The 17317-nt window shown below is 54.8% G+C and carries 19 protein-coding genes and 1 tRNA gene; 9 read left to right on the plus strand and 11 right to left on the minus strand.

Annotated features, from left to right (window positions below; translation table 11 throughout):
* Nucleotides 1-12: 12 nt before the first annotated feature.
* Genes AAF463_RS02175 through AAF463_RS02185 form a run of 3 tightly spaced genes read right to left on the minus strand, consistent with a single transcriptional unit; the run spans nt 13 to nt 2548 of the window.
* Nucleotides 13-999, minus strand: a complete 987-nt coding sequence (locus tag AAF463_RS02175) for a biotin-dependent carboxyltransferase family protein (RefSeq protein ID WP_350261460.1) — start codon at nt 997-999, stop codon at nt 13-15.
* A complete protein-coding gene (pxpB, locus tag AAF463_RS02180) occupies nt 996-1706 on the minus strand; it encodes a 5-oxoprolinase subunit PxpB (RefSeq protein WP_137385029.1) in 711 nt (236 codons plus the stop codon). Before pxpB ends, AAF463_RS02175 begins: the two co-directional genes overlap by 4 nt.
* A gap of 2 nt (nt 1707-1708) precedes the next feature.
* On the minus strand, nt 1709-2548 hold the full coding sequence (locus tag AAF463_RS02185; RefSeq protein ID WP_192412572.1) for a transporter substrate-binding domain-containing protein: 840 nt from the start codon (nt 2546-2548) through the stop codon (nt 1709-1711).
* A gap of 270 nt (nt 2549-2818) precedes the next feature.
* On the opposite strand from AAF463_RS02185, the gene AAF463_RS02190 reads away from it, so the two are divergent.
* A complete protein-coding gene (locus tag AAF463_RS02190; protein WP_336768345.1) occupies nt 2819-3739 on the plus strand; it encodes a DMT family transporter in 921 nt (306 codons plus the stop codon).
* A gap of 134 nt (nt 3740-3873) precedes the next feature.
* On the opposite strand, the gene AAF463_RS02195 is transcribed toward AAF463_RS02190, so the two are convergent.
* Nucleotides 3874-4569: an RraA family protein gene (locus AAF463_RS02195; protein WP_101762304.1), complete on the minus strand. Its 696-nt coding sequence runs from the start codon at nt 4567-4569 to the stop codon at nt 3874-3876.
* 461 nt (nt 4570-5030) lie between these two features.
* On the opposite strand from AAF463_RS02195, the gene AAF463_RS02200 reads away from it, so the two are divergent.
* Together AAF463_RS02200 and AAF463_RS02205 are read left to right on the plus strand one after the other, a co-directional pair.
* On the plus strand, nt 5031-5396 hold the full coding sequence (locus AAF463_RS02200) for a type II toxin-antitoxin system RelE/ParE family toxin (protein ID WP_350261461.1): 366 nt from the start codon (nt 5031-5033) through the stop codon (nt 5394-5396).
* Entirely contained in the window at nt 5383-5682 is a 300-nt protein-coding gene (locus AAF463_RS02205; protein WP_176970147.1) for a helix-turn-helix transcriptional regulator, read from the plus strand. Before AAF463_RS02200 ends, AAF463_RS02205 begins: the two co-directional genes overlap by 14 nt.
* Nucleotides 5683-5770: 88 nt before the next feature.
* On the opposite strand, the gene AAF463_RS02210 is transcribed toward AAF463_RS02205, so the two are convergent.
* The 5 genes from AAF463_RS02210 to aspA form a co-directional block, all read right to left on the minus strand.
* Nucleotides 5771-5846 (minus strand) — tRNA-Phe (locus tag AAF463_RS02210).
* Between the two features lie 108 nt (nt 5847-5954).
* The gene (locus AAF463_RS02215; RefSeq protein ID WP_101762303.1) at nt 5955-6533 is read right to left on the minus strand and encodes a transcriptional regulator; all 579 of its coding nucleotides are present in this window, start codon (nt 6531-6533) and stop codon (nt 5955-5957) included.
* A gap of 66 nt (nt 6534-6599) precedes the next feature.
* A complete protein-coding gene (locus AAF463_RS02220; protein ID WP_350261462.1) occupies nt 6600-8300 on the minus strand; it encodes a protein-disulfide reductase DsbD in 1701 nt (566 codons plus the stop codon).
* Between the two features lie 83 nt (nt 8301-8383).
* The gene (locus tag AAF463_RS02225; RefSeq protein ID WP_110868091.1) at nt 8384-9685 is read right to left on the minus strand and encodes an anaerobic C4-dicarboxylate transporter; all 1302 of its coding nucleotides are present in this window, start codon (nt 9683-9685) and stop codon (nt 8384-8386) included.
* 122 nt (nt 9686-9807) lie between these two features.
* The gene (gene aspA, locus AAF463_RS02230) at nt 9808-11244 is read right to left on the minus strand and encodes an aspartate ammonia-lyase (RefSeq protein ID WP_101762300.1); all 1437 of its coding nucleotides are present in this window, start codon (nt 11242-11244) and stop codon (nt 9808-9810) included.
* Nucleotides 11245-11619: 375 nt separating this feature from the next.
* Here aspA and AAF463_RS02235 point away from each other — a divergent pair, with 375 nt between their 5' ends.
* The 4 genes from AAF463_RS02235 to AAF463_RS02250 all read left to right on the plus strand — a co-directional run bounded on the left by AAF463_RS02235 (nt 11620) and on the right by AAF463_RS02250 (nt 14801).
* On the plus strand, nt 11620-12072 hold the full coding sequence (locus tag AAF463_RS02235) for an FxsA family protein (protein WP_192236087.1): 453 nt from the start codon (nt 11620-11622) through the stop codon (nt 12070-12072).
* Between the two features lie 191 nt (nt 12073-12263).
* The gene (locus AAF463_RS02240; RefSeq protein WP_101762298.1) at nt 12264-12557 is read left to right on the plus strand and encodes a co-chaperone GroES; all 294 of its coding nucleotides are present in this window, start codon (nt 12264-12266) and stop codon (nt 12555-12557) included.
* Nucleotides 12558-12603: 46 nt separating this feature from the next.
* Complete coding sequence (groL, locus tag AAF463_RS02245; RefSeq protein ID WP_101762297.1) at nt 12604-14256, plus strand: chaperonin GroEL; 1653 nt, start codon at nt 12604-12606, stop codon at nt 14254-14256.
* Between the two features lie 197 nt (nt 14257-14453).
* Complete coding sequence (locus tag AAF463_RS02250; protein ID WP_008104416.1) at nt 14454-14801, plus strand: DUF4156 domain-containing protein; 348 nt, start codon at nt 14454-14456, stop codon at nt 14799-14801.
* Between the two features lie 64 nt (nt 14802-14865).
* Here the strand turns inward: AAF463_RS02250 and AAF463_RS02255 are convergent, their stop codons facing one another.
* Both AAF463_RS02255 and epmB read right to left on the minus strand, forming a co-directional pair.
* Nucleotides 14866-15300 carry a DUF1090 domain-containing protein gene (locus AAF463_RS02255; protein ID WP_101762296.1) on the minus strand — a complete coding sequence of 145 codons (435 nt, stop codon included), beginning with the start codon at nt 15298-15300 and terminating at the stop codon, nt 14866-14868.
* A gap of 96 nt (nt 15301-15396) precedes the next feature.
* Complete coding sequence (epmB, locus tag AAF463_RS02260; RefSeq protein WP_101762295.1) at nt 15397-16425, minus strand: EF-P beta-lysylation protein EpmB; 1029 nt, start codon at nt 16423-16425, stop codon at nt 15397-15399.
* 42 nt (nt 16426-16467) lie between these two features.
* Between epmB and efp the strand changes: the two genes are divergently transcribed.
* Nucleotides 16468-17034 carry an elongation factor P gene (gene efp, locus AAF463_RS02265; protein WP_034826669.1) on the plus strand — a complete coding sequence of 189 codons (567 nt, stop codon included), beginning with the start codon at nt 16468-16470 and terminating at the stop codon, nt 17032-17034.
* 145 nt (nt 17035-17179) lie between these two features.
* On the plus strand, nt 17180-17314 hold the full coding sequence (locus AAF463_RS02270) for an entericidin A/B family lipoprotein (protein ID WP_007886592.1): 135 nt from the start codon (nt 17180-17182) through the stop codon (nt 17312-17314).
* Nucleotides 17315-17317 lie beyond the last annotated feature (3 nt).

The following is a 17317-nucleotide window of genomic DNA, read 5'->3' on the forward strand; positions in this document are numbered from 1 at the left end:
TCCTTGTGCGGATTAAACGGTAAGCGCTTTACGCAGTGGCTGGCAGCTGAAGCGCAGACGGCTCAGCCAGCGCGCCACTTCCTGTTCGATGGCGATCGCTTCACGCACATCGCTGTGGATCAGCTGGATCGACTGGCCCGGCAGCACTTGTCCAAGCCGCCACAGATCCTGCTCGATCACGCCAGCGATCTTCGGATAACCGCCGGCGGTATTGGCATCGCTTAGCTGGATGATCGGTTCACCACCCGGCGGCACCTGCACAATGCCGGGGATCAGCCCGTACGATCGCATCTCAACGGTTTCTGACGGGAAGATCGGATCGCCTGAAAGCCGATAGCCGGTGCGATTGCTTTGATTTGATACCTGCCAGGATTGCTGCCAGAAGCGCGCGGCATCGGCGGCAAACAGCGGGTATTCGCCGGAGGGAATGGCGCGCAGCTGAATGTCTCCGGCGCTGTTGCGGGGAAAACTGGCGTGTAATGCGCTGTCTGGCGGTTCAATGCCGATGCCGCTGTGTGGAAGTGCCGGGCCGCGATTTTCGCCGAGCGCCAGCCGATCGCCACGCTGCAACGGACGTCCTTCAACGCCGCCGAAGCCACCGCGCAGCGCGGTACTGCGCGAGCCAAGCACCAGCGGCACATCAATGCCGCCAGCAACACACAGATAGCCACGCGCGCCGCTGCGCGGATAACGCAGCTCCAGCACTTGCCCGGCACGCACGCTGCAGCCCCACCACGGCGGCAGCGGCGTGCCATCCAGCGTGGCGCGGCAATCCGCGCCGGTCACCGCGATGCTGCTGTTTTGCAGAAAACGTACGCGGAACGGGAACAGCTGCACTTCAATTGCCGCCGCATTTTCGTCGTTGCCGAGGAGTAAATTACCGGCACGCAGCGCCAGCGGATCCATCGCGCCGCTCACCGATACACCGATGTGGCGATAGTTGAAGCGACCTAAATCCTGCACCGTGTTGAGCGCACCGCTCTGTTCGATCTCAATCACAGCTCAATCCTCTGCGGCAGAAAACGGATGCGATCGCCCGGTGCCATCAGCGCGGGCGATGCGGCCAGCGGGTCAAACACCGCCAGCTCGGCAAAACCAATCGCATTCCAGCCGTTCGGGCCGGTCAGCGCCGAAACGCCCGCCTGCGCGCCACCGATGGTGACGGTGCCTTTCAACATGCTAAGCGACGGCACTTTCTTGCGCGGTGTCGCCAGCAGCGGATCCAAGCCGTGCAGATAGCCGAAGCCCGGCGCGCTGCCCAATGCAAACACCGTGTATTCGCTTTGATGGTGCAGACGCACCACCTCGCGTGGGCTCAAACCGGTATGGCGGCACACCGCCTCGAGATCGGTGGCGTGTTCACCGCCGTAATGCACCGGGATTTCAATCAGTTTGCCCTGCGGACTGATCGCCTGCGCCTGATCCCATGCGGCATGCAGCTGCATACGCACGGCGATTTCATCAGCTGGAATATGGCGGAACAGTACCAGCAGATTGGTGACGCCGGGGATCAGCGCTTCAATCGCTTCATCGGCATGCAGCAGGCGCGCCAGCGACCAGATGCGGCGCTGCGCCGGGAGATCGAAACCGCCTGGCGCTTCCACCAGCCACGCGCGTGCGCCGATGGTGGAGAGCTTGATAGCAGAGGAGCAAGCCAGCGCGGGAACGCTGGCAGGCTGGAGAGCAGAGTGCGACGTCACGGGCATGGTTATTCCAGCGGTTCAAATTTCAGACTGGAGAGCGGCTGTACGCGCTCTTCGCGCACCATTTTGTATTCGGTGTTGGGCCCAATCCACGTATCCCAGATTTTGTCGATGGTGCCGTCATCGTCCATCGCCTTCAGGCTGCTGTTGACGCTGGCCAGCAACGCCGGTTCATCACGCTTCATGCCGACACCAATCGGCTCCAGCGCCATCGGTTCTTTGATCATCGCCAGATTGATGCCGTCTTTTTTTGCCTGCGAAATGGTTTTGATGCCGGTCATGGTGTTGGTGACGAAGCCCACCGATTTGTTCTGCTCCAGCGCGAGGAACGCGGAGGCTGAATCCTGGAAGGTCACCGCTTTGCCGCCTTTGATATGGATTGATTGCTCAGAAGTGGTGCCTTTGGTGGCGCTGATGCGTTTGCCCTTGAAATAGCTCAGCGGCTTGTCGGCCAGCGGTGCTTTGACCAGCAGCATCTCCTTGGCGACGTAATAGGGATCGCTGAATTGAATCTGGTTGCCGCGGGTTTTGGTGTAGGCCAGATTGGCGATCAGTACGTCGGCGCGGCCGGTAGCAATCACCGCAATACGCGCTTCCACCGAGGTGGGCACCAGCGTCAGTTTGACGTTCATCTGCTTCGCCAGCGCGTTACATAGATCGATATCCATGCCCGCCAGCTGACGTGTTTTCGGATCCGGAGAAGAGAAGGGCGGCACGTCCGAATAGACCGCGCACTTTAACTCGCCGCTGGATTTGATGTTGGCCATCATGTCGGCATGAGCAGCCGAAATAGCCAGCAGCGGCAGCAGTGCCAGCCCGATGGTGGTAAATCTTTTCATGGTCATGTGAACTTCCTCAATGATGAATACCACGGCGTCACCGGGACGGAGCGCCTGCGTTCTCGCTTTTCTGGACTATATCGGCTTTGTTTTCAGGCGAAAAAGAGGGAAACCCTGTCGTGCAATAGCAAAAAAATATGGCTAAGCGGCGCATAAGTTCTTTTTATTCGGGCAGAGCAAAAAAGTGTTATCCAGCGCACACTTTTCTCGCCAGGCTGATTGCAAGTCCTCTCGGCAGTCCCGCCGATTGCATGTGGTAGAGAGAAGTGAAAAAGCATGAATGCCCGATTAGGCGTGTTACTGAAGATACTGGCCGCGCTGTGCGCCACCTTGATGCTGGCGTGTGTGAAGGGGCTGAACGGCACCCTTCCCACCGGCGAAGTGATTTTTTTCCGCAGTTTTATCGCGCTGTTGCCGCTGCTGATTTGGCTGAAAATGCAGGGCAACGTGCTGGAAAATCTCAGGACGCGTAACCTGTCTGGTCACTTTATTCGTGGCTTCTCCGGCACCGGCGGCATGTATTTTAACTATCTGGCGCTGGTCTATATTTCGCTGGCCGATGCCACCGCGTTGAGTTATGCGGCGCCGCTGTTTACCGTGATCATGGCGGCGATGCTGCTGAAAGAGCGGGTGCGGGTTTCGCGTTGGGTCGCGGTGGTGGTGGGATTATCCGGCATTTTGATCATGCTCTCTTCCAGCCTGAGCACCAGCGGCGCGCTGTTTTCCCATGGGGCCAGCAACGCGACGACGAGTATTGGTGTGGCATGTGCGTTGCTGGCGGCGCTATGCTCCGCGACCTCTAACGTGCAAATTCGCTTCCTCAACGGCATCGAGAAGCCGGGCGCGATCGTGTTTTATTTCTCACTGATGACTACCGTAATTGGCCTGGCGACGGCGCTGTTTGGCTGGAGCAAACCCAGCGCGTTACAGTTGCTGTTGCTGTTGGGCTGCGGCCTGTTTGGGGGTCTGGCGCAGATTCTGGTGACGCTGAGCCTGCGTTACGCCGATGCGTCACTGTTGGCACCGTTCGATTACACCACGCTGGTGTGGTCGATGCTGATTGGTTATCTGTTCCTGAACAGCCTGCCGGGCAGCACCACCTTGCTGGGCGCATCGATTGTAGCGCTGGCCGGGATATTTGCGGTGTGGCGTGAGAATCGCCAGCGCAAACTGGCGATGGTGAGCAGTACGCCTTAGCGTTGCGCAATAATTTGCGCTGCGACAAATAGGTGCACGCATCCGTAGCGGCGCGATTTATCGCGCAATGAATTGCGCCGCTACACATAGGTGCACGCATCGGTAGCGGCGCGATTTATCGCGCGATTTTGTTTCTAACGAAACACATCATCAATGATTTCAACCTGCTTGGTACGCAGTGTTTCATCCAGCCAGCTGCGTTCGAGTGAGCCGGTTTTCGCCAGCTCGAAGTTGTGTTCATCAACGATTAAATACGCCTGCGCCGCTTCGAGAATGCGTGCTGCATCCTGGCGAGGAATCACAATCACACCATCCGCATCGCCCAGCACGATATCGCCCGGTGAAACGTGAATTTTACCGCAGGCAATTGGCACGTTGATCTCGCCCGGACCATCCTTGAACGGGCCGCCCGGCGTGTGACCGGCGGCGTAAATGGGGAAGTCCATGCGTGACAACCCTTCGATATCGCGGACCGGTCCGTCCAGCACAATGCCTTCCATACCGCGCTGTCTGGCATAGGTCGCCATCACTTCGCCCATCAGCGACTGGCTGCGATCGCCCTCGTTCGACAGAATAATCACATCGTTTCGGCCCGCCATATCCAGCGCTTTGTGCAGCATCAGGTTGTCACCGGAACGCGCTTTAACCGTCACCGCCAGGCCGCACATGATCGGCTGACGCGGCGCGGTTTTCAGGCTGATCTCGGCCGACAAGGCGGGCAAGCGGCTCATGCAATCCGCCACCACCGCCGCCGGTAACCGGCGAAAGGCTTCCAACAGCGGTTCAGCATCGGCGGGACGACGTAAATAGATTCGGTTTCCTGCGCTCATGGTTATTTTCCTGTAGGGAGTGATTTAATTAATCGCGTTGTGTTCCTGGGTAAATAATTAAATGTAAAATTAAGAATTTTTATTTTTGTTTTTGATGAGTCATTACTTCATTGAATAGGGTGTTCAGCTAACAAGCTGAATCATCATATGATTACTGGCATATGATTAAGCTTACGCGATTACGCAGATGTTACGCAGAGGATGTTACGGCTAACCAAGACAGGATCACGAATTATTATTTCGGATGAATTTAACTCACTGATAATTAATTTTATTGGGTTTTATTATGGGGCGATAAATTAAAAGTATTAGCTGAGTCTTTAATTTATTTTCAGAAGCGTCTCTCAAATCTAAGACGTTCAGTACATCGGCAAGCAGAAATCATGATGAAAATCATCTCTCAAAATATAACTTCCAGTTTATATGGTGTCGATATAAACTACAGTTTATGAGAGGCAATTTTGAACAGTTGGGAAGTCGAAATTACTTTGCTCTTTGCAGCATGTCTGCAAGAACAAGATGATGAAATGGTTGAAGATGTGTTGTCGAGCCTCGAAGTTCTGAAAGTGTTTGGCCCAATGTTGGGGCGACCGGATGTCGATACGGTCACCGGTTCTCGTTTTGCCAACATGAAGGAACTTCGCGTCCAAAGTAATGGAAGGCCGATTCGCGCATTTTTCGCGTTTGATCCCGCAAGGAAAGCTATCGTGCTGTGTGCGGGGGATAAAACTGGAGTGAATCAGAAGCGTTTCTACCAATCGATGATCAAACTAGCCGATAAAGAGTACATGCAGCATCTGGAGGAATTAACCAATGCCAAAACTTGAAGAGCTGATCGCACAGCGTTCTCCTGAGTCCCAAGAGCGCATTAAAAATAAGGCAGACCAAAAAATTCTGGAGATCCGCCTGCGTCAGTTGCGTGAGGAGCTGGAACTTTCACAGGTGCAGCTGGCTGAAAAGATGGGTATCTCGCAACCTGCTATCGCAGCGATTGAGGCGCGAGGTGACGAGATAAAACTTTCCAGCCTGAAAAAATATGTAGAAGCGTTAGGCGGTAAGTTGAGTCTGAATGTTGAACTTCCCACCGGAGATGGTCGGATATTTCAGATCTGATGTGGGGGAAGATGTCGGTGAGAAACTGGCATCTTTTTCAGAACGCAGAAAAGCAAAAACCCAGCCATAAGCTGGGTTTTCAGAATGTTGGTGCCCGGACGCGGAATCGAACCACGGACACGGGGATTTTCAATCCCCTGCTCTACCGACTGAGCTATCCGGGCAACGGGGCGCATTAAACCCTAATGGCTTACAGCCGTCAACGGCTTTCGTCAAAAAAGCGGTGCAATCGTGATTGATTGCTTGCTTTTCAGACAAGGTGAACAAAAAGGCTACGCCAGCGCACCATTTTTGCGGCACAGCGCGATACCAAGTACATCTTCCGCCAGACGGCGCGCCGTCGCGACATCCTGTACGTTGCGTTTCACCAGCAGTTTGCTCAGGCAACCTTCCAGAATCAGCTCCATCTGATCGGCCACCATGCTGGGATTATCCAGCGCTAAATCGACCAGAATTTCATGGGTGAATTGCCAGGAACTGCGCTTTTGCTGTTCGGCTAGCTGATGCACCGGCTGATCGGGTTGCGGATAGAAGCTGCAGGCGGCGATAAACAGGCAGCCGGGAAAACGGCCTTTGCTGACGTGCTCACTCAGCACTTCGTAGCGGGCTAACAACTTTTGTTCGGCGCTGAGGTGTTCATCAAGCTGCACCTGACGACGCCAGCTGTCAATCTGCTGGCCGTGATAGCGCAGCGCGTCATACAGCAAGGCATCACGATCGGGCCAGAAACGCGTGAGTTGTTCGGCTTCAAGACCGGTTGCGCCAGCCAGCTGAGTTAGGGAAGTGGTGGCGGCCAGGCCACTTTGTTCGAGCACATTCAACGCATGCTCGAGTATTTGTTCACGTTGCAAGTGACTCTCCTCTGGAATGCGGGCCCGCTCGCGGACGAACGGGCAGTGTCCTGCTGACAGTGTCGTTTAACGTGACACATTCTGCAAATGTGCGCGGAAATCGGCGGCGTTGAGGAAGCCGGTGACGCGCGAATCGGGGATCTCTTTGCCTTGCGCATCGAAGAACAGAATGGTGGGCAAACCTAAAACCTGCAGATGCTGCAACAGCGCGTTGTCCTGCGCGTTATTGGCGGTGACATTGGCTTGCAGCAGTTGTACCTGACTTAGCGCGTTACGCACGCCCTCATCGCTGAAGGTGTATTTCTCGAACTCTTTGCAGGCCACACACCAGTCGGCGTAAAGATCGACCATGGTGATGCGGCCTTGCGCCTGCTGTAGCGCGCTGTCGAGCTGCTCGCTGCTCTTGATGGTGTGGAACGGCAGATGCACCACGGCTTGCGCGCTGTTGCTGCTGCCAAACGCCCAATCCTGTAGCGGGCGCGCACTGACCAGCGCGGCGGCAAGCATGATGACTTGCAGCACGCGCCATTTGCCGCTGGCGCGCAGGCTGAGGCTGAATGCCCAGGCAAAAAATGCCACGCCAAGCAGGCTCCACAGACGGATGCCCCACAGATCGCCAATCACGCGTTCCAGCAGGAATACCGGCAGCGCCAGAATCACAAAGCCAAAACCTTCTTTGACGGTTTGCATCCACGGCCCACTTTTTGGCAGCAGCTTGTTGCCAAACATCGTCACGGCAATCAGCGGCAGGCCCATGCCGAAGGCATACAGCCACAGAGTGCCGGCTCCGGCCCACAGATTACCGCTCTGCGCGATGTACAGCAGAATGGCGCTGAGCGGTGCGGTGGTGCAGGGCGAGCAGATCAATCCGGCCAGTGCGCCCATCATAAATACGCCCGGCAGCGAGCCACCTTGCTGGCGATTACTCCACAGCGTGAGGCGCGTTTGCAGGCTGGCAGGCAATTGCAGCGAGAACAGGCCAAACATCGACAGCGCCAGCACGATAAACAGCGCCGATAAGCCAATCAGCACGTAAGGATGTTGCAGCGCCGCCTGGAAGCGTAATCCGGCCGCTGCCACAACCATGCCGAGTACGGTGTACGTCAGCGCCATACCTTGCACATACACCATCGCCAGCGCGAACAATCGCCCCATCGAATAGCGGCGCGGGCCTCCTAAAATGATGCTGGAGATCAGCGGATACATCGGCAGCACACACGGCGTGAAAGCGACGCCAATACCAATCAGCAGCGCCCAAAGCGGTGAAAACGGCAGCGGCGTGCTGTGATTGGCGGGCTGCGCACTGACCGCAGGCGCAGCCTGATTGGCGGCAACCGCGCTCAGCGGCACCGCGCGGGTTTCCGGCGGATAGCAGAAGCCCGCAGCCGCACAGCCCTGATAGGTCACGGTGACGGCCGCGCCGGCAGCGGCCTGGCGCAGCGTGATCGGCAGTTGCAGATCCTGCGGATAGATTTCACTTTTGCCGTAGAACTCATCTTCGTGCGGCTGGCCCGGCGGCAGCGTGAGTGGAGCAATTTGCGCTTTTTGCGGCGTGACGTGGATTTGCTGGCGATAGAGATAGTAGCCATCCTTCACTTTCCAGCTGAGCGTCAGCTGATTGCCTTGCTGAGTGAAATCGAAGCCAAACGCCTGATCAACCGGCACAAAGCGGCTGTTATTGTTCGGGGAGAAGAGTGAGGCTTGTGCCGAAAGGCAGAAAACCAGCGCCAGGCAAAAGCCGGCAAGGCGAAAGAGTCGTGCAGCCATAGCGAATGAATGAGCTCCGGTGGCGAATAGGCCGCGATAATAACACGACCGCTTCGCCACGAGGTTTTCAGGATGTAACCGCGCTACAGAATCAGGCTGCCAAACAGGAAGCCAAACGCCACCGAGAAGGCAATCGCTAACACGCCCGGAATAATAAAGGAGTGGTTAAACACAAACTTGCCGATACGGGTTGATCCGGTGTCATCCATTTCGACCGCGGCCAGCAGCGTAGGATAGGTTGGCAGCACAAACAGCGCGGAAACCGCCGCAAAGGACGCGACGGCGGCCAGCGGCGAGACGCCCAGCATCAACGCGGCAGGCATCAACGCTTTGGTGGTGGCGGCTTGCGAATAGAGCAGCGTAGAGGCGAAGAACAGCACCAGCGCCAGCATCCACGGATAACCTTGCAGCATATCACCGGCTAACGCCTGGATATCGTTGAGGTGCGCTTTGACAAAGGTATCGCCCAGCCATGCTACGCCCATCACGCAGATACAGGCGCTCATGCCCGATTTAAAGGTGCTGGCGCTGAGGATTTCACCGGTATCGACTTTACAGGTCAGGCAGATCAGCGTGGCAACGGTCAGCATAAACACCACGATGGCTTCGTTGCGCGGCAACACGGGATTGCTGATCAGGCCAACGCTGTCGCTAATCGCGGTGGCGTAGAGCACCACGGCGGCGATGCCGATCAGGAACAGCAATACGGCACGCTTCGCGCCCGGTTTGATGTCATAAACCTGCTCACCGCGCAGTTTCACTTCACCTTTCGCTAAACGCGCCTGATATTTCTCATCATCCCTGAGCTCCTTGCCGAGAAAACTGGTGATGATGGCGGCGCAGAAGATCGCTGCCATGGTAGAGGGAATCGCCACACCCAGCAGCGCCAGATAACTCACGCCATGCGGTTCCAGGATTGAAGCAAAGAATACCACCGCCGCCGAGAGCGGCGAGGCGGTAATGGCAATCTGTGAGGCGACGACCGCAATCGACAACGGACGCGACGGGCGCACGCCTTGCTCTTTCGCCACTTCGGCAATCACCGGCAAGGTGGAGAACGCGGTGTGACCGGTGCCGGCCAGCAGCGTCATGACATAGGTGACCAGCGGCGCAAGGAAGGTGACATAGCGTGGATGGCGGCGCAGCAGGCGTTCTGCTAATCCCACCAGATAATCGAGACCGCCGGCGATCTGCATCGCGGCAATTGCGGCAATCACCGCCATGATAATTTCGATTACATCAAAGGGAATCGCGCCGGGTTTCAAGCCGCAAATCAGCGTCAACGCCAGCACACCTAAACCGCCCGCGAAACCAATACCGATGCCGCCCAGACGCGCACCGAGCCAGATCGCCAGCAGGACAATAACCAACTCCACTACTACCATTCGTTCCACTCCCTGCCCTGAGCCGCGGAGAAATCCCGACTCTTAAAGTTGTAGTCGCCAAAATGAAAAAAGCACGCCGCATTGTATACGGGCGTGCTGTTGGCAACTTGATCCGGAGCGGATTACTGTTCGTTTTCGTCGGTGTAGCGTTTGGCTTTGTACGCCGGATGCATCAGGTTCTGAATGGAGAAAATGTCATCCAGTTCGGTTTCCGTTAGCAGGCCACGCTCCAGCACCACTTCACGCACGCTTTTACCGGTTTCGGCGCAAATTTTACCGACGATATCGCCGTTGTGGTGGCCGATGTACGGGTTGAGGTAAGTGACGATACCAATCGAGTTGAACACGTAAGCTTCACACACCGCTTTGTTGGCGGTGATGCCGTTGACGCATTTTTCCAGCAGGTTGAAGCAGGCGTTAGTCAGGATGCTGATCGATTCAAACAGCGCCTGGCCAATCACTGGCTCCATCACGTTGAGCTGCAGCTGACCCGCTTCTGACGCCATGGTGACGGTGATGTCATTGCCGATCACTTTGAAGCACACCTGATTCACCACTTCTGGCACCACCGGATTGACTTTGGCGGGCATGATCGATGAACCGGCCTGCAGTTCAGGCAGGTTGATCTCATTCAGGCCGGCGCGCGGACCGGAGGAGAGCAGGCGCAGGTCGTTACAGATTTTCGATAGTTTCACGGCCAGGCGTTTCAGCGCCGAGTGCACCATCACGTACGCGCCGCAGTCGGAGGTGGCTTCAATCAAATCTTCTGCAGGCACCACCGGCAGATTACTCACTTCCGCCAAACGCTGTACCGCCAGCTGCTGATAGCCATCCGGCGTATTGAGACGTGTGCCGATGGCGGTGGCGCCGAGGTTCACTTCCAGCAGCAGTTCAGCGGTGCGCAGAATGCTGCGAGTCTCTTCATTCAGCAGCACGTTAAACGCGTGGAACTCCTGGCCAAGCGTCATCGGCACCGCATCCTGCAGCTGAGTACGGCCCATTTTCAGAATGCTTTCGAATTCAACCGCTTTGCGCTGGAAACCTTCGCTCAGCTGATTGATGCCGTCGAGCAGCTTCAGGATCGAAGCGTACACCGCGATACGAAAACCGGTTGGATAAGCATCGTTGGTGGACTGACACTTGTTCACGTGATCGTTGGGATTGAGGTACTGATATTCACCTTTCTGGTGGCCCATCAGCTCCAGGCCGATGTTGGCCAGCACTTCATTGGTGTTCATGTTGACCGAGGTGCCCGCGCCGCCCTGATAGACGTCAACCGGGAACTGATCCATGCATTTACCGTTATTCAGCACTTCATCACAGGCCTGAATAATGGTGTTGGCGATATTGCGGGGAATGGTCTGCAACTCTTTGTTGGCGAGCGCGGCTGCTTTCTTCACCATCACCATACCGCGGACAAACTCCGGTATGTCGCTGATTTTATTGTTACTAATGTAGAAGTTTTCAATCGCACGCAGAGTATGAACACCGTAGTAAGCGTCTGCCGGAACTTCGCGCATGCCTAACAGGTCTTCTTCGATACGAATGTTGTTCGCCATGATTACCTTCTTGTTATTGCTGCCTGGTTACTGCCGGGCGTCGGGATGGACGGGCGGCAAACAACGTGCAGGTGAAGCGATTATATTGTCGTGGAATGTCAGCGCCGACATATTATCCATCTTCGCACTGACGGGCACGATCATATTCTGATGTTACAGAATTGTTTGTGCACAGATCACTTTACGGGCTTTTGCAGGCCCAGCGGTAATAACGATATGTGATGTACTTCGCAATTTTAAGTCAGTGGGAAAAAAATGGCAGGATCGGTTGAAAATGCCGGTGCAAATGCCCATCTCTATCAATACGGTCGTAAAGACCCTCCCTTTTTGCTGCCTGGCCATTTGCGGGGCAGCTTCAACTCACAGGAGAACTCGGTGCGCTGGTTACCGTTCGTGATTTTTTTTGTTTTGGCCTGGATTGAGATCTCAATCTTCATTCAGGTCGCGCATGCGCTGGGCGTGCTGCTCACCATGCTATTGGTGATCTTCACCTCGTGTATTGGTGTGTCGCTGGTGAAAAATCAGGGCATGAAGAATTTCCGTTTGATGCAGGAGAAGCTGGCGCGTAACGAAAGCCCGGCGGCTGAGATGACCAAAAGCGTTTCGCTGATCATCTCCGGCTTCCTGCTGCTGTTGCCCGGTTTCTTCACCGACTTCCTCGGTTTACTGCTGCTGTTGCCGCCGGTGCAGAAGCATCTGACGTTGAAGCTGATGCCGCACTTGCGCGTATGGCGAGGTCCGGGCGCCGGTCCGGATGCGGGTTTCACCGTGGACGGTGAATATGAGCGCAAAGATCAGGACCAAATAGGTCATGACAAAGACCATTAGATAATCAAGGCGGCGCAAGCCGCCTTTTTGTTGCTTTTTTCGCCGTCTGTTGCAGAAACGAAAATATTTATATTTTTTGCCCTTGAAAGCCCACTTATTGCCCCTATCTCTTCCAGCACGAGGCTGGAAGCCCTGCTGTCCGGCTCAACCCCAAAAATGAATGATTGGACTTTCTAAAGGAGAGCTATCAAATGAAAATTCGTCCATTGCACGATCGCGTTATCGTCAAGCGTAAAGAAGTCGAAGCTAAATCAGCGGGCGGCATCGTGCTGACCGGTTCAGCTGCCGGTAAATCTACCCGCGGTGAAATCCTGGCTGTTGGCAAAGGCCGCATCCTGGAAAACGGTGAAGTTAAGCCACTGGACGTAAAAGTGGGTGATCTGGTGATTTTCAGCGAAGGCTACGGTGCCAAAACCGAGAAAATCGACAACGAAGAAGTTCTGATCATCTCCGAAAGCGACATCCTGGCAGTTGTTGAAGCGTAATTTACGCGCAATTCACTGAACGAAACGAATTTAAGGGATATTTGAAATGGCAGCTAAAGACGTAAAATTCGGTAATGACGCACGCGTAAAAATGCTGCGCGGCGTAAACGTACTGGCAGATGCAGTAAAAGTTACCCTGGGCCCGAAAGGCCGTAACGTGGTTCTGGATAAATCTTTTGGTGCACCGACCATCACCAAAGATGGTGTTTCTGTTGCGCGTGAAATCGAGCTGGAAGACAAGTTCGAAAACATGGGCGCACAGATGGTGAAAGAAGTGGCCTCTAAAGCGAACGACGCAGCAGGCGACGGCACCACCACCGCAACTGTACTGGCTCAGGCCATCATCACCGAAGGCCTGAAAGCCGTCGCTGCGGGCATGAACCCGATGGATCTGAAACGCGGTATCGATAAAGCCGTTATCGCCGCCGTTGAAGAACTGAAAACCCTGTCTGTGCCTTGCCAGGATTCACGCGCGATTGCACAGGTTGGTACCATCTCTGCTAACTCTGATGAAACCGTGGGCAAACTGATTGCCGACGCGATGGACAAAGTGGGCAAAGAAGGCGTTATCACCGTTGAAGAAGGCACCGGCCTGCAAGACGAGCTGGACGTGGTTGAAGGTATGCAGTTTGACCGCGGCTACCTGTCTCCGTACTTCATCAACAAGCCAGAAACAGGCGCAGTTGAGCTGGAAACCCCGTTCATCCTGCTGGCTGACAAGAAAATCTCTAACATCCGCGAAATGCTGCCAGTGCTGGAAGCCGTTGCGAAAGCCGGTAAGCCACTGCTGATCATTGCAGAAGACGTGGAAGGTGAAGCTCTGGCAACGCTGGTGGTGAACACCATGCGCGGTATCGTCAAAGTGGCTGCGGTTAAAGCACCTGGCTTCGGCGACCGTCGTAAAGCGATGCTGCAGGATATCGCTATCCTGACCGGCGGTACCGTGATCTCTGAAGAGATCGGTATGGAGCTGGAGAAAGCTACCCTGGAAGATCTGGGTCAGGCAAAACGCGTTGTGATCAACAAAGACACCACCACCATCATCGATGGCGTGGGCGATCAAGGCGCTATCTCTGGCCGCGTAACGCAGATTCGTCAGCAGATCGAAGAAGCAACCTCTGATTACGACAAAGAGAAACTGCAGGAGCGCGTAGCGAAACTGGCAGGCGGCGTAGCCGTGCTGAAAGTGGGCGCAGCAACTGAAGTTGAAATGAAAGAGAAGAAAGCACGCGTTGAAGATGCCCTGCACGCGACCCGTGCTGCGGTTGAAGAAGGCGTGGTTGCCGGTGGTGGTGTGGCGCTGGTTCGCGTTGCAGCGAAAATCGCCGCATCTGGCCTGAAAGGCGATAACGAAGATCAGAACGTGGGTATCAAAGTTGCGCTGCGCGCAATGGAAGCCCCGCTGCGTCAGATCGTTTCCAACGCCGGCGAAGAGCCTTCAGTTGTTGCTAACAACGTGAAAGCAGGCGACGGTAACTACGGTTATAACGCGCAGACTGAAGAGTACGGCAACATGATCGACTTCGGTATCCTGGATCCAACCAAAGTGACTCGTTCTGCGCTGCAGTACGCTTCATCGGTTGCGGGCCTGATGATCACCACCGAAGCGATGGTGACTGACCTGCCAAAAAGCGACGCACCTGATTTAGGCGGCGCTGGCGGTATGGGTGGCATGGGCGGAATGGGCGGCATGATGTAATTGCCCCTGACTGCTTAAGTCATCTGGAAAACCCCCGATCGGAAACGGTCGGGGGTTTTTCTTTTGCTGGGGAACAAGGTATAAGTAAGGGCGCAATACTTCGGCTTTACGGGTTTAGGGCAATGAATGTTCAGAAAAAAAGTGCGCTTTTCTGCTACGCTGCCGCCCGACACTGATGATAATAAATGGGGATTACAATGCGGATTAACCTCTTGCTCGGTCTGGCAGTCGGAACTTTACTGCTGGCGGGCTGTAGCAGCTCCAATCAATTGAGTGCTGGCGGCGAACGTGTGACCTTCGTCGACCAACAACCCGCAAGTCAATGTCAGCTGCTGGGAACGCTTACCGGCTCTCAGAGCAACTGGCTGAGCGGTTCAGGCGGTGAAGGCAGTTCACTGCGTGGCGCGGCTAACGACCTACGCAACCGCGCGGCAGAAATGGGCGGCAACGTGATTTATGGCGCCACCAGCCCGACGCAGAATCTGCTGTCAGCTTTCGCACCGCTCGACAGCAAAATGACCGGCCAGGTGTATAAGTGCCCGTGAATTTTTCCGGCGTAAATGCATGAAAAGTTGAATGCAAAATGGCCGAATTGCTTCGGCCATTTTGTTATTTCCTCAATGCGGACATCTCATTCTGTACTCGCGCTAGCTCTTGTTGTGCTTCAGCGAGTTCTTCTTGTTTATCTTCTAGCTTATGCTGATATTTGCGAATTTTTTTCGCATCTGCGTCTACACGAGCGCGCCTTAAATCAAACTCGATTTCACCAATGGATTTCTGCTTATCCGCCACTTTATCTTTGAGTTTATCGAGTTGGCGCTGTGTATCGTAAATGACGTTACTGCGGGTGCAATGCGCATTCAGTTCAGCGAGCGCGCTGCGCAGGCCGTTAATCCGTGAATAATTATTATTGGCTTCAGCGTAACGTAATTCTTCGCTAATTGCCGCGTGACGCGTGGCGCAATCCTGAGCGGCCTTGGCTTTCATAGTAAAAACCAAACTCAGCGATAACAGTGCCAGTAGCGTTAATGCCACTTTTTTCATAACAGCTCCTGTATAACCTCAGCACACCATGTGCCAGATAATTTCAGGAGCTTTTATAGAGGAACGATGGGCAGGAATCATTCAGTTGGGTCTTGGTTATACCTGACGCAGCTGCAAATCCAGCGGCGTCTTGCTTGGCTCGCCGCCAATCTCGCGCGCCAGTTTCGGCACCATATAACCGGAAACCATCGGCAGCAGCTGGCGCATCAGCCCACGTGCTTCCTCATCTGACACAAAGAAGTGCGCCGCGCCTTGCACCTTATCCAGCACGTGCAGGTAGTAGGGCAGAATGCCAGCATCAAACAGCGCATTACTGAGATCCGCTAGCGTCTGCGCATCATCATTCACATCACGCAGCAACACGCTCTGATTGAGCAGCGTCACGCCGGCACGCTTCAGCATCTGCATGCCGTAACGCAGCTCATCATCAATTTCCTGCGCATGGTTGATATGGCTCACCATCAATACCTGCAGGCGCGTGTCCGCCAGAATCTGACACAAGCTTTCGGTGATACGCGACGGGATCACCACCGGCAAGCGGCTGTGAATACGCAGGCGTTTGAGATGCGGGATTTTCTCCAGCGCGCCCACCAGCCATGCCAGTTCATGATCTTTCGCCATCAGCGGATCGCCGCCGGAGAAGATGATCTCGTCCAGTTCCGGATGCGTGGCGATGTAGTCAATCGCTGCCTGCCAGTTGCGCTTGTTGCCCTGATTATCCTGATAGGGGAAATGACGGCGGAAACAGTAGCGGCAGTTGACCGCACAGCCGCCTTTTACCAGCAGCAGCGCTCGGTTTCTATACTTATGCAGTAAACCCGGCACAACGCTGCTTTGTTCATCCAGCGGATCGGTGCTATAACCTGGCGCATCGATAAATTCCTGACGGCTGGTGAGCACTTGCAGCAGCAGCGGGTCGGTCGCATCGCCTTTTTTCATGCGTGCGATGAAGGCGCGCGGTACGCGCAGGGCAAAAAGCTTGCGCGCATCGGCGCCTGCAGCCAGATCAGCATGCTGATCAAGAGATAAAAGTTGCAGTAATTCAGCAGGTTCGGTGACAACATCAGCTAGTTGCTGCAACCAATCTTCTCTGACGGGGGGATTTAGGGTTACAATGTGTGCCATTTTTTTGGCTATTTACCAGTTCAATATTTACAGAGGGCCTTTATGGCGACTTATCTTAGCAACGATTTCCGTCCCGGTCTTAAAATCATGTTCGAAGGCGAGCCATATGCCATCGAAGCCAGTGAGTTCGTTAAGCCGGGTAAAGGCCAGGCATTTGCGCGCGTTAAAATGCGTCGTCTGCTGACCGGTTCTCGCGTTGAGAAGACCTTCAAATCTACTGACTCTGCCGAAGGCGCAGACGTTCGTGATATGACGCTGCAATACTCTTACAACGACGGCGACTTCTACTACTTCATGCACCCAGAATCTTTCGAGCAGTATCAGATCGAATCTAAAGTGCTGGATGACGTGACCAAGTGGCTGCAGGACAATGCGGATTGTATCGTTACCCTGTGGAACGATAAAGCGATCGCTGTTCAGCCACCGAACTTCATCGAAGCGGAAGTTATCGAAACCGATCCAGGCCTGAAGGGTGATACCGCAGGTACCGGCGGTAAGCCCGCTACGCTGTCGACTGGCGCGGTAATCAAAGTGCCACTGTTCGTACAGATTGGCGAAGTAGTAAAAGTAGATACCCGCTCTGGCGAATACGTTTCTCGCGTAAAATAATCGTCAAATCAGGCGCATCATTGATGCGCCTTTTTTCTCATTGTGTGTTTCCCTTCTCTTTTTTCATCCGTCCAATCCGCAGTTTTACAGATCAAGACTATGCTTTAAGAGCTGTACTTTTACTGCAACCAAAAAGGATATGGCTATGTTAAAGAAAAGTATTGTCGCGATTTTTTCCGTGCTGGTGCTCTCATCCGTTCTGACCGCTTGTAACACCACGCGTGGTGTTGGCGAAGACGTTTCGGCGGGCGGCAAGGCAATCCAGCGCAGCGCACAGTAAGAT

The sequence above is a fragment of the Pantoea sp. BJ2 genome, assembly GCF_040255075.1.
Taxonomy (GTDB): domain Bacteria; phylum Pseudomonadota; class Gammaproteobacteria; order Enterobacterales; family Enterobacteriaceae; genus Pantoea; species Pantoea leporis.

What these genes read in the sequence shown, in the direction of transcription:
- groL (WP_101762297.1), top strand. Translation starts at nt 12,604, where the DNA reads ATGGCAGCTAAAGACGTAAAATTCGGTAATGACGCACGCGTAAAAATG.
- epmB (WP_101762295.1), bottom strand. Translation starts at nt 16,425, where the DNA reads ATGGCACACATTGTAACCCTAAATCCCCCCGTCAGAGAAGATTGGTTG.
- aspA (WP_101762300.1), bottom strand. Translation starts at nt 11,244, where the DNA reads ATGGCGAACAACATTCGTATCGAAGAAGACCTGTTAGGCATGCGCGAA.
- pxpB (WP_137385029.1), bottom strand. Translation starts at nt 1,706, where the DNA reads ATGCCCGTGACGTCGCACTCTGCTCTCCAGCCTGCCAGCGTTCCCGCG.
- AAF463_RS02255 (WP_101762296.1), bottom strand. Translation starts at nt 15,300, where the DNA reads ATGAAAAAAGTGGCATTAACGCTACTGGCACTGTTATCGCTGAGTTTG.
- AAF463_RS02195 (WP_101762304.1), bottom strand. Translation starts at nt 4,569, where the DNA reads ATGAGCGCAGGAAACCGAATCTATTTACGTCGTCCCGCCGATGCTGAA.
- efp (WP_034826669.1), top strand. Translation starts at nt 16,468, where the DNA reads ATGGCGACTTATCTTAGCAACGATTTCCGTCCCGGTCTTAAAATCATG.
- AAF463_RS02240 (WP_101762298.1), top strand. Translation starts at nt 12,264, where the DNA reads ATGAAAATTCGTCCATTGCACGATCGCGTTATCGTCAAGCGTAAAGAA.
- AAF463_RS02250 (WP_008104416.1), top strand. Translation starts at nt 14,454, where the DNA reads ATGCGGATTAACCTCTTGCTCGGTCTGGCAGTCGGAACTTTACTGCTG.
- AAF463_RS02190 (WP_336768345.1), top strand. Translation starts at nt 2,819, where the DNA reads ATGAATGCCCGATTAGGCGTGTTACTGAAGATACTGGCCGCGCTGTGC.
- AAF463_RS02185 (WP_192412572.1), bottom strand. Translation starts at nt 2,548, where the DNA reads ATGACCATGAAAAGATTTACCACCATCGGGCTGGCACTGCTGCCGCTG.
- AAF463_RS02205 (WP_176970147.1), top strand. Translation starts at nt 5,383, where the DNA reads ATGCCAAAACTTGAAGAGCTGATCGCACAGCGTTCTCCTGAGTCCCAA.
- AAF463_RS02225 (WP_110868091.1), bottom strand. Translation starts at nt 9,685, where the DNA reads ATGGTAGTAGTGGAGTTGGTTATTGTCCTGCTGGCGATCTGGCTCGGT.
- AAF463_RS02270 (WP_007886592.1), top strand. Translation starts at nt 17,180, where the DNA reads ATGTTAAAGAAAAGTATTGTCGCGATTTTTTCCGTGCTGGTGCTCTCA.
- AAF463_RS02220 (WP_350261462.1), bottom strand. Translation starts at nt 8,300, where the DNA reads ATGGCTGCACGACTCTTTCGCCTTGCCGGCTTTTGCCTGGCGCTGGTT.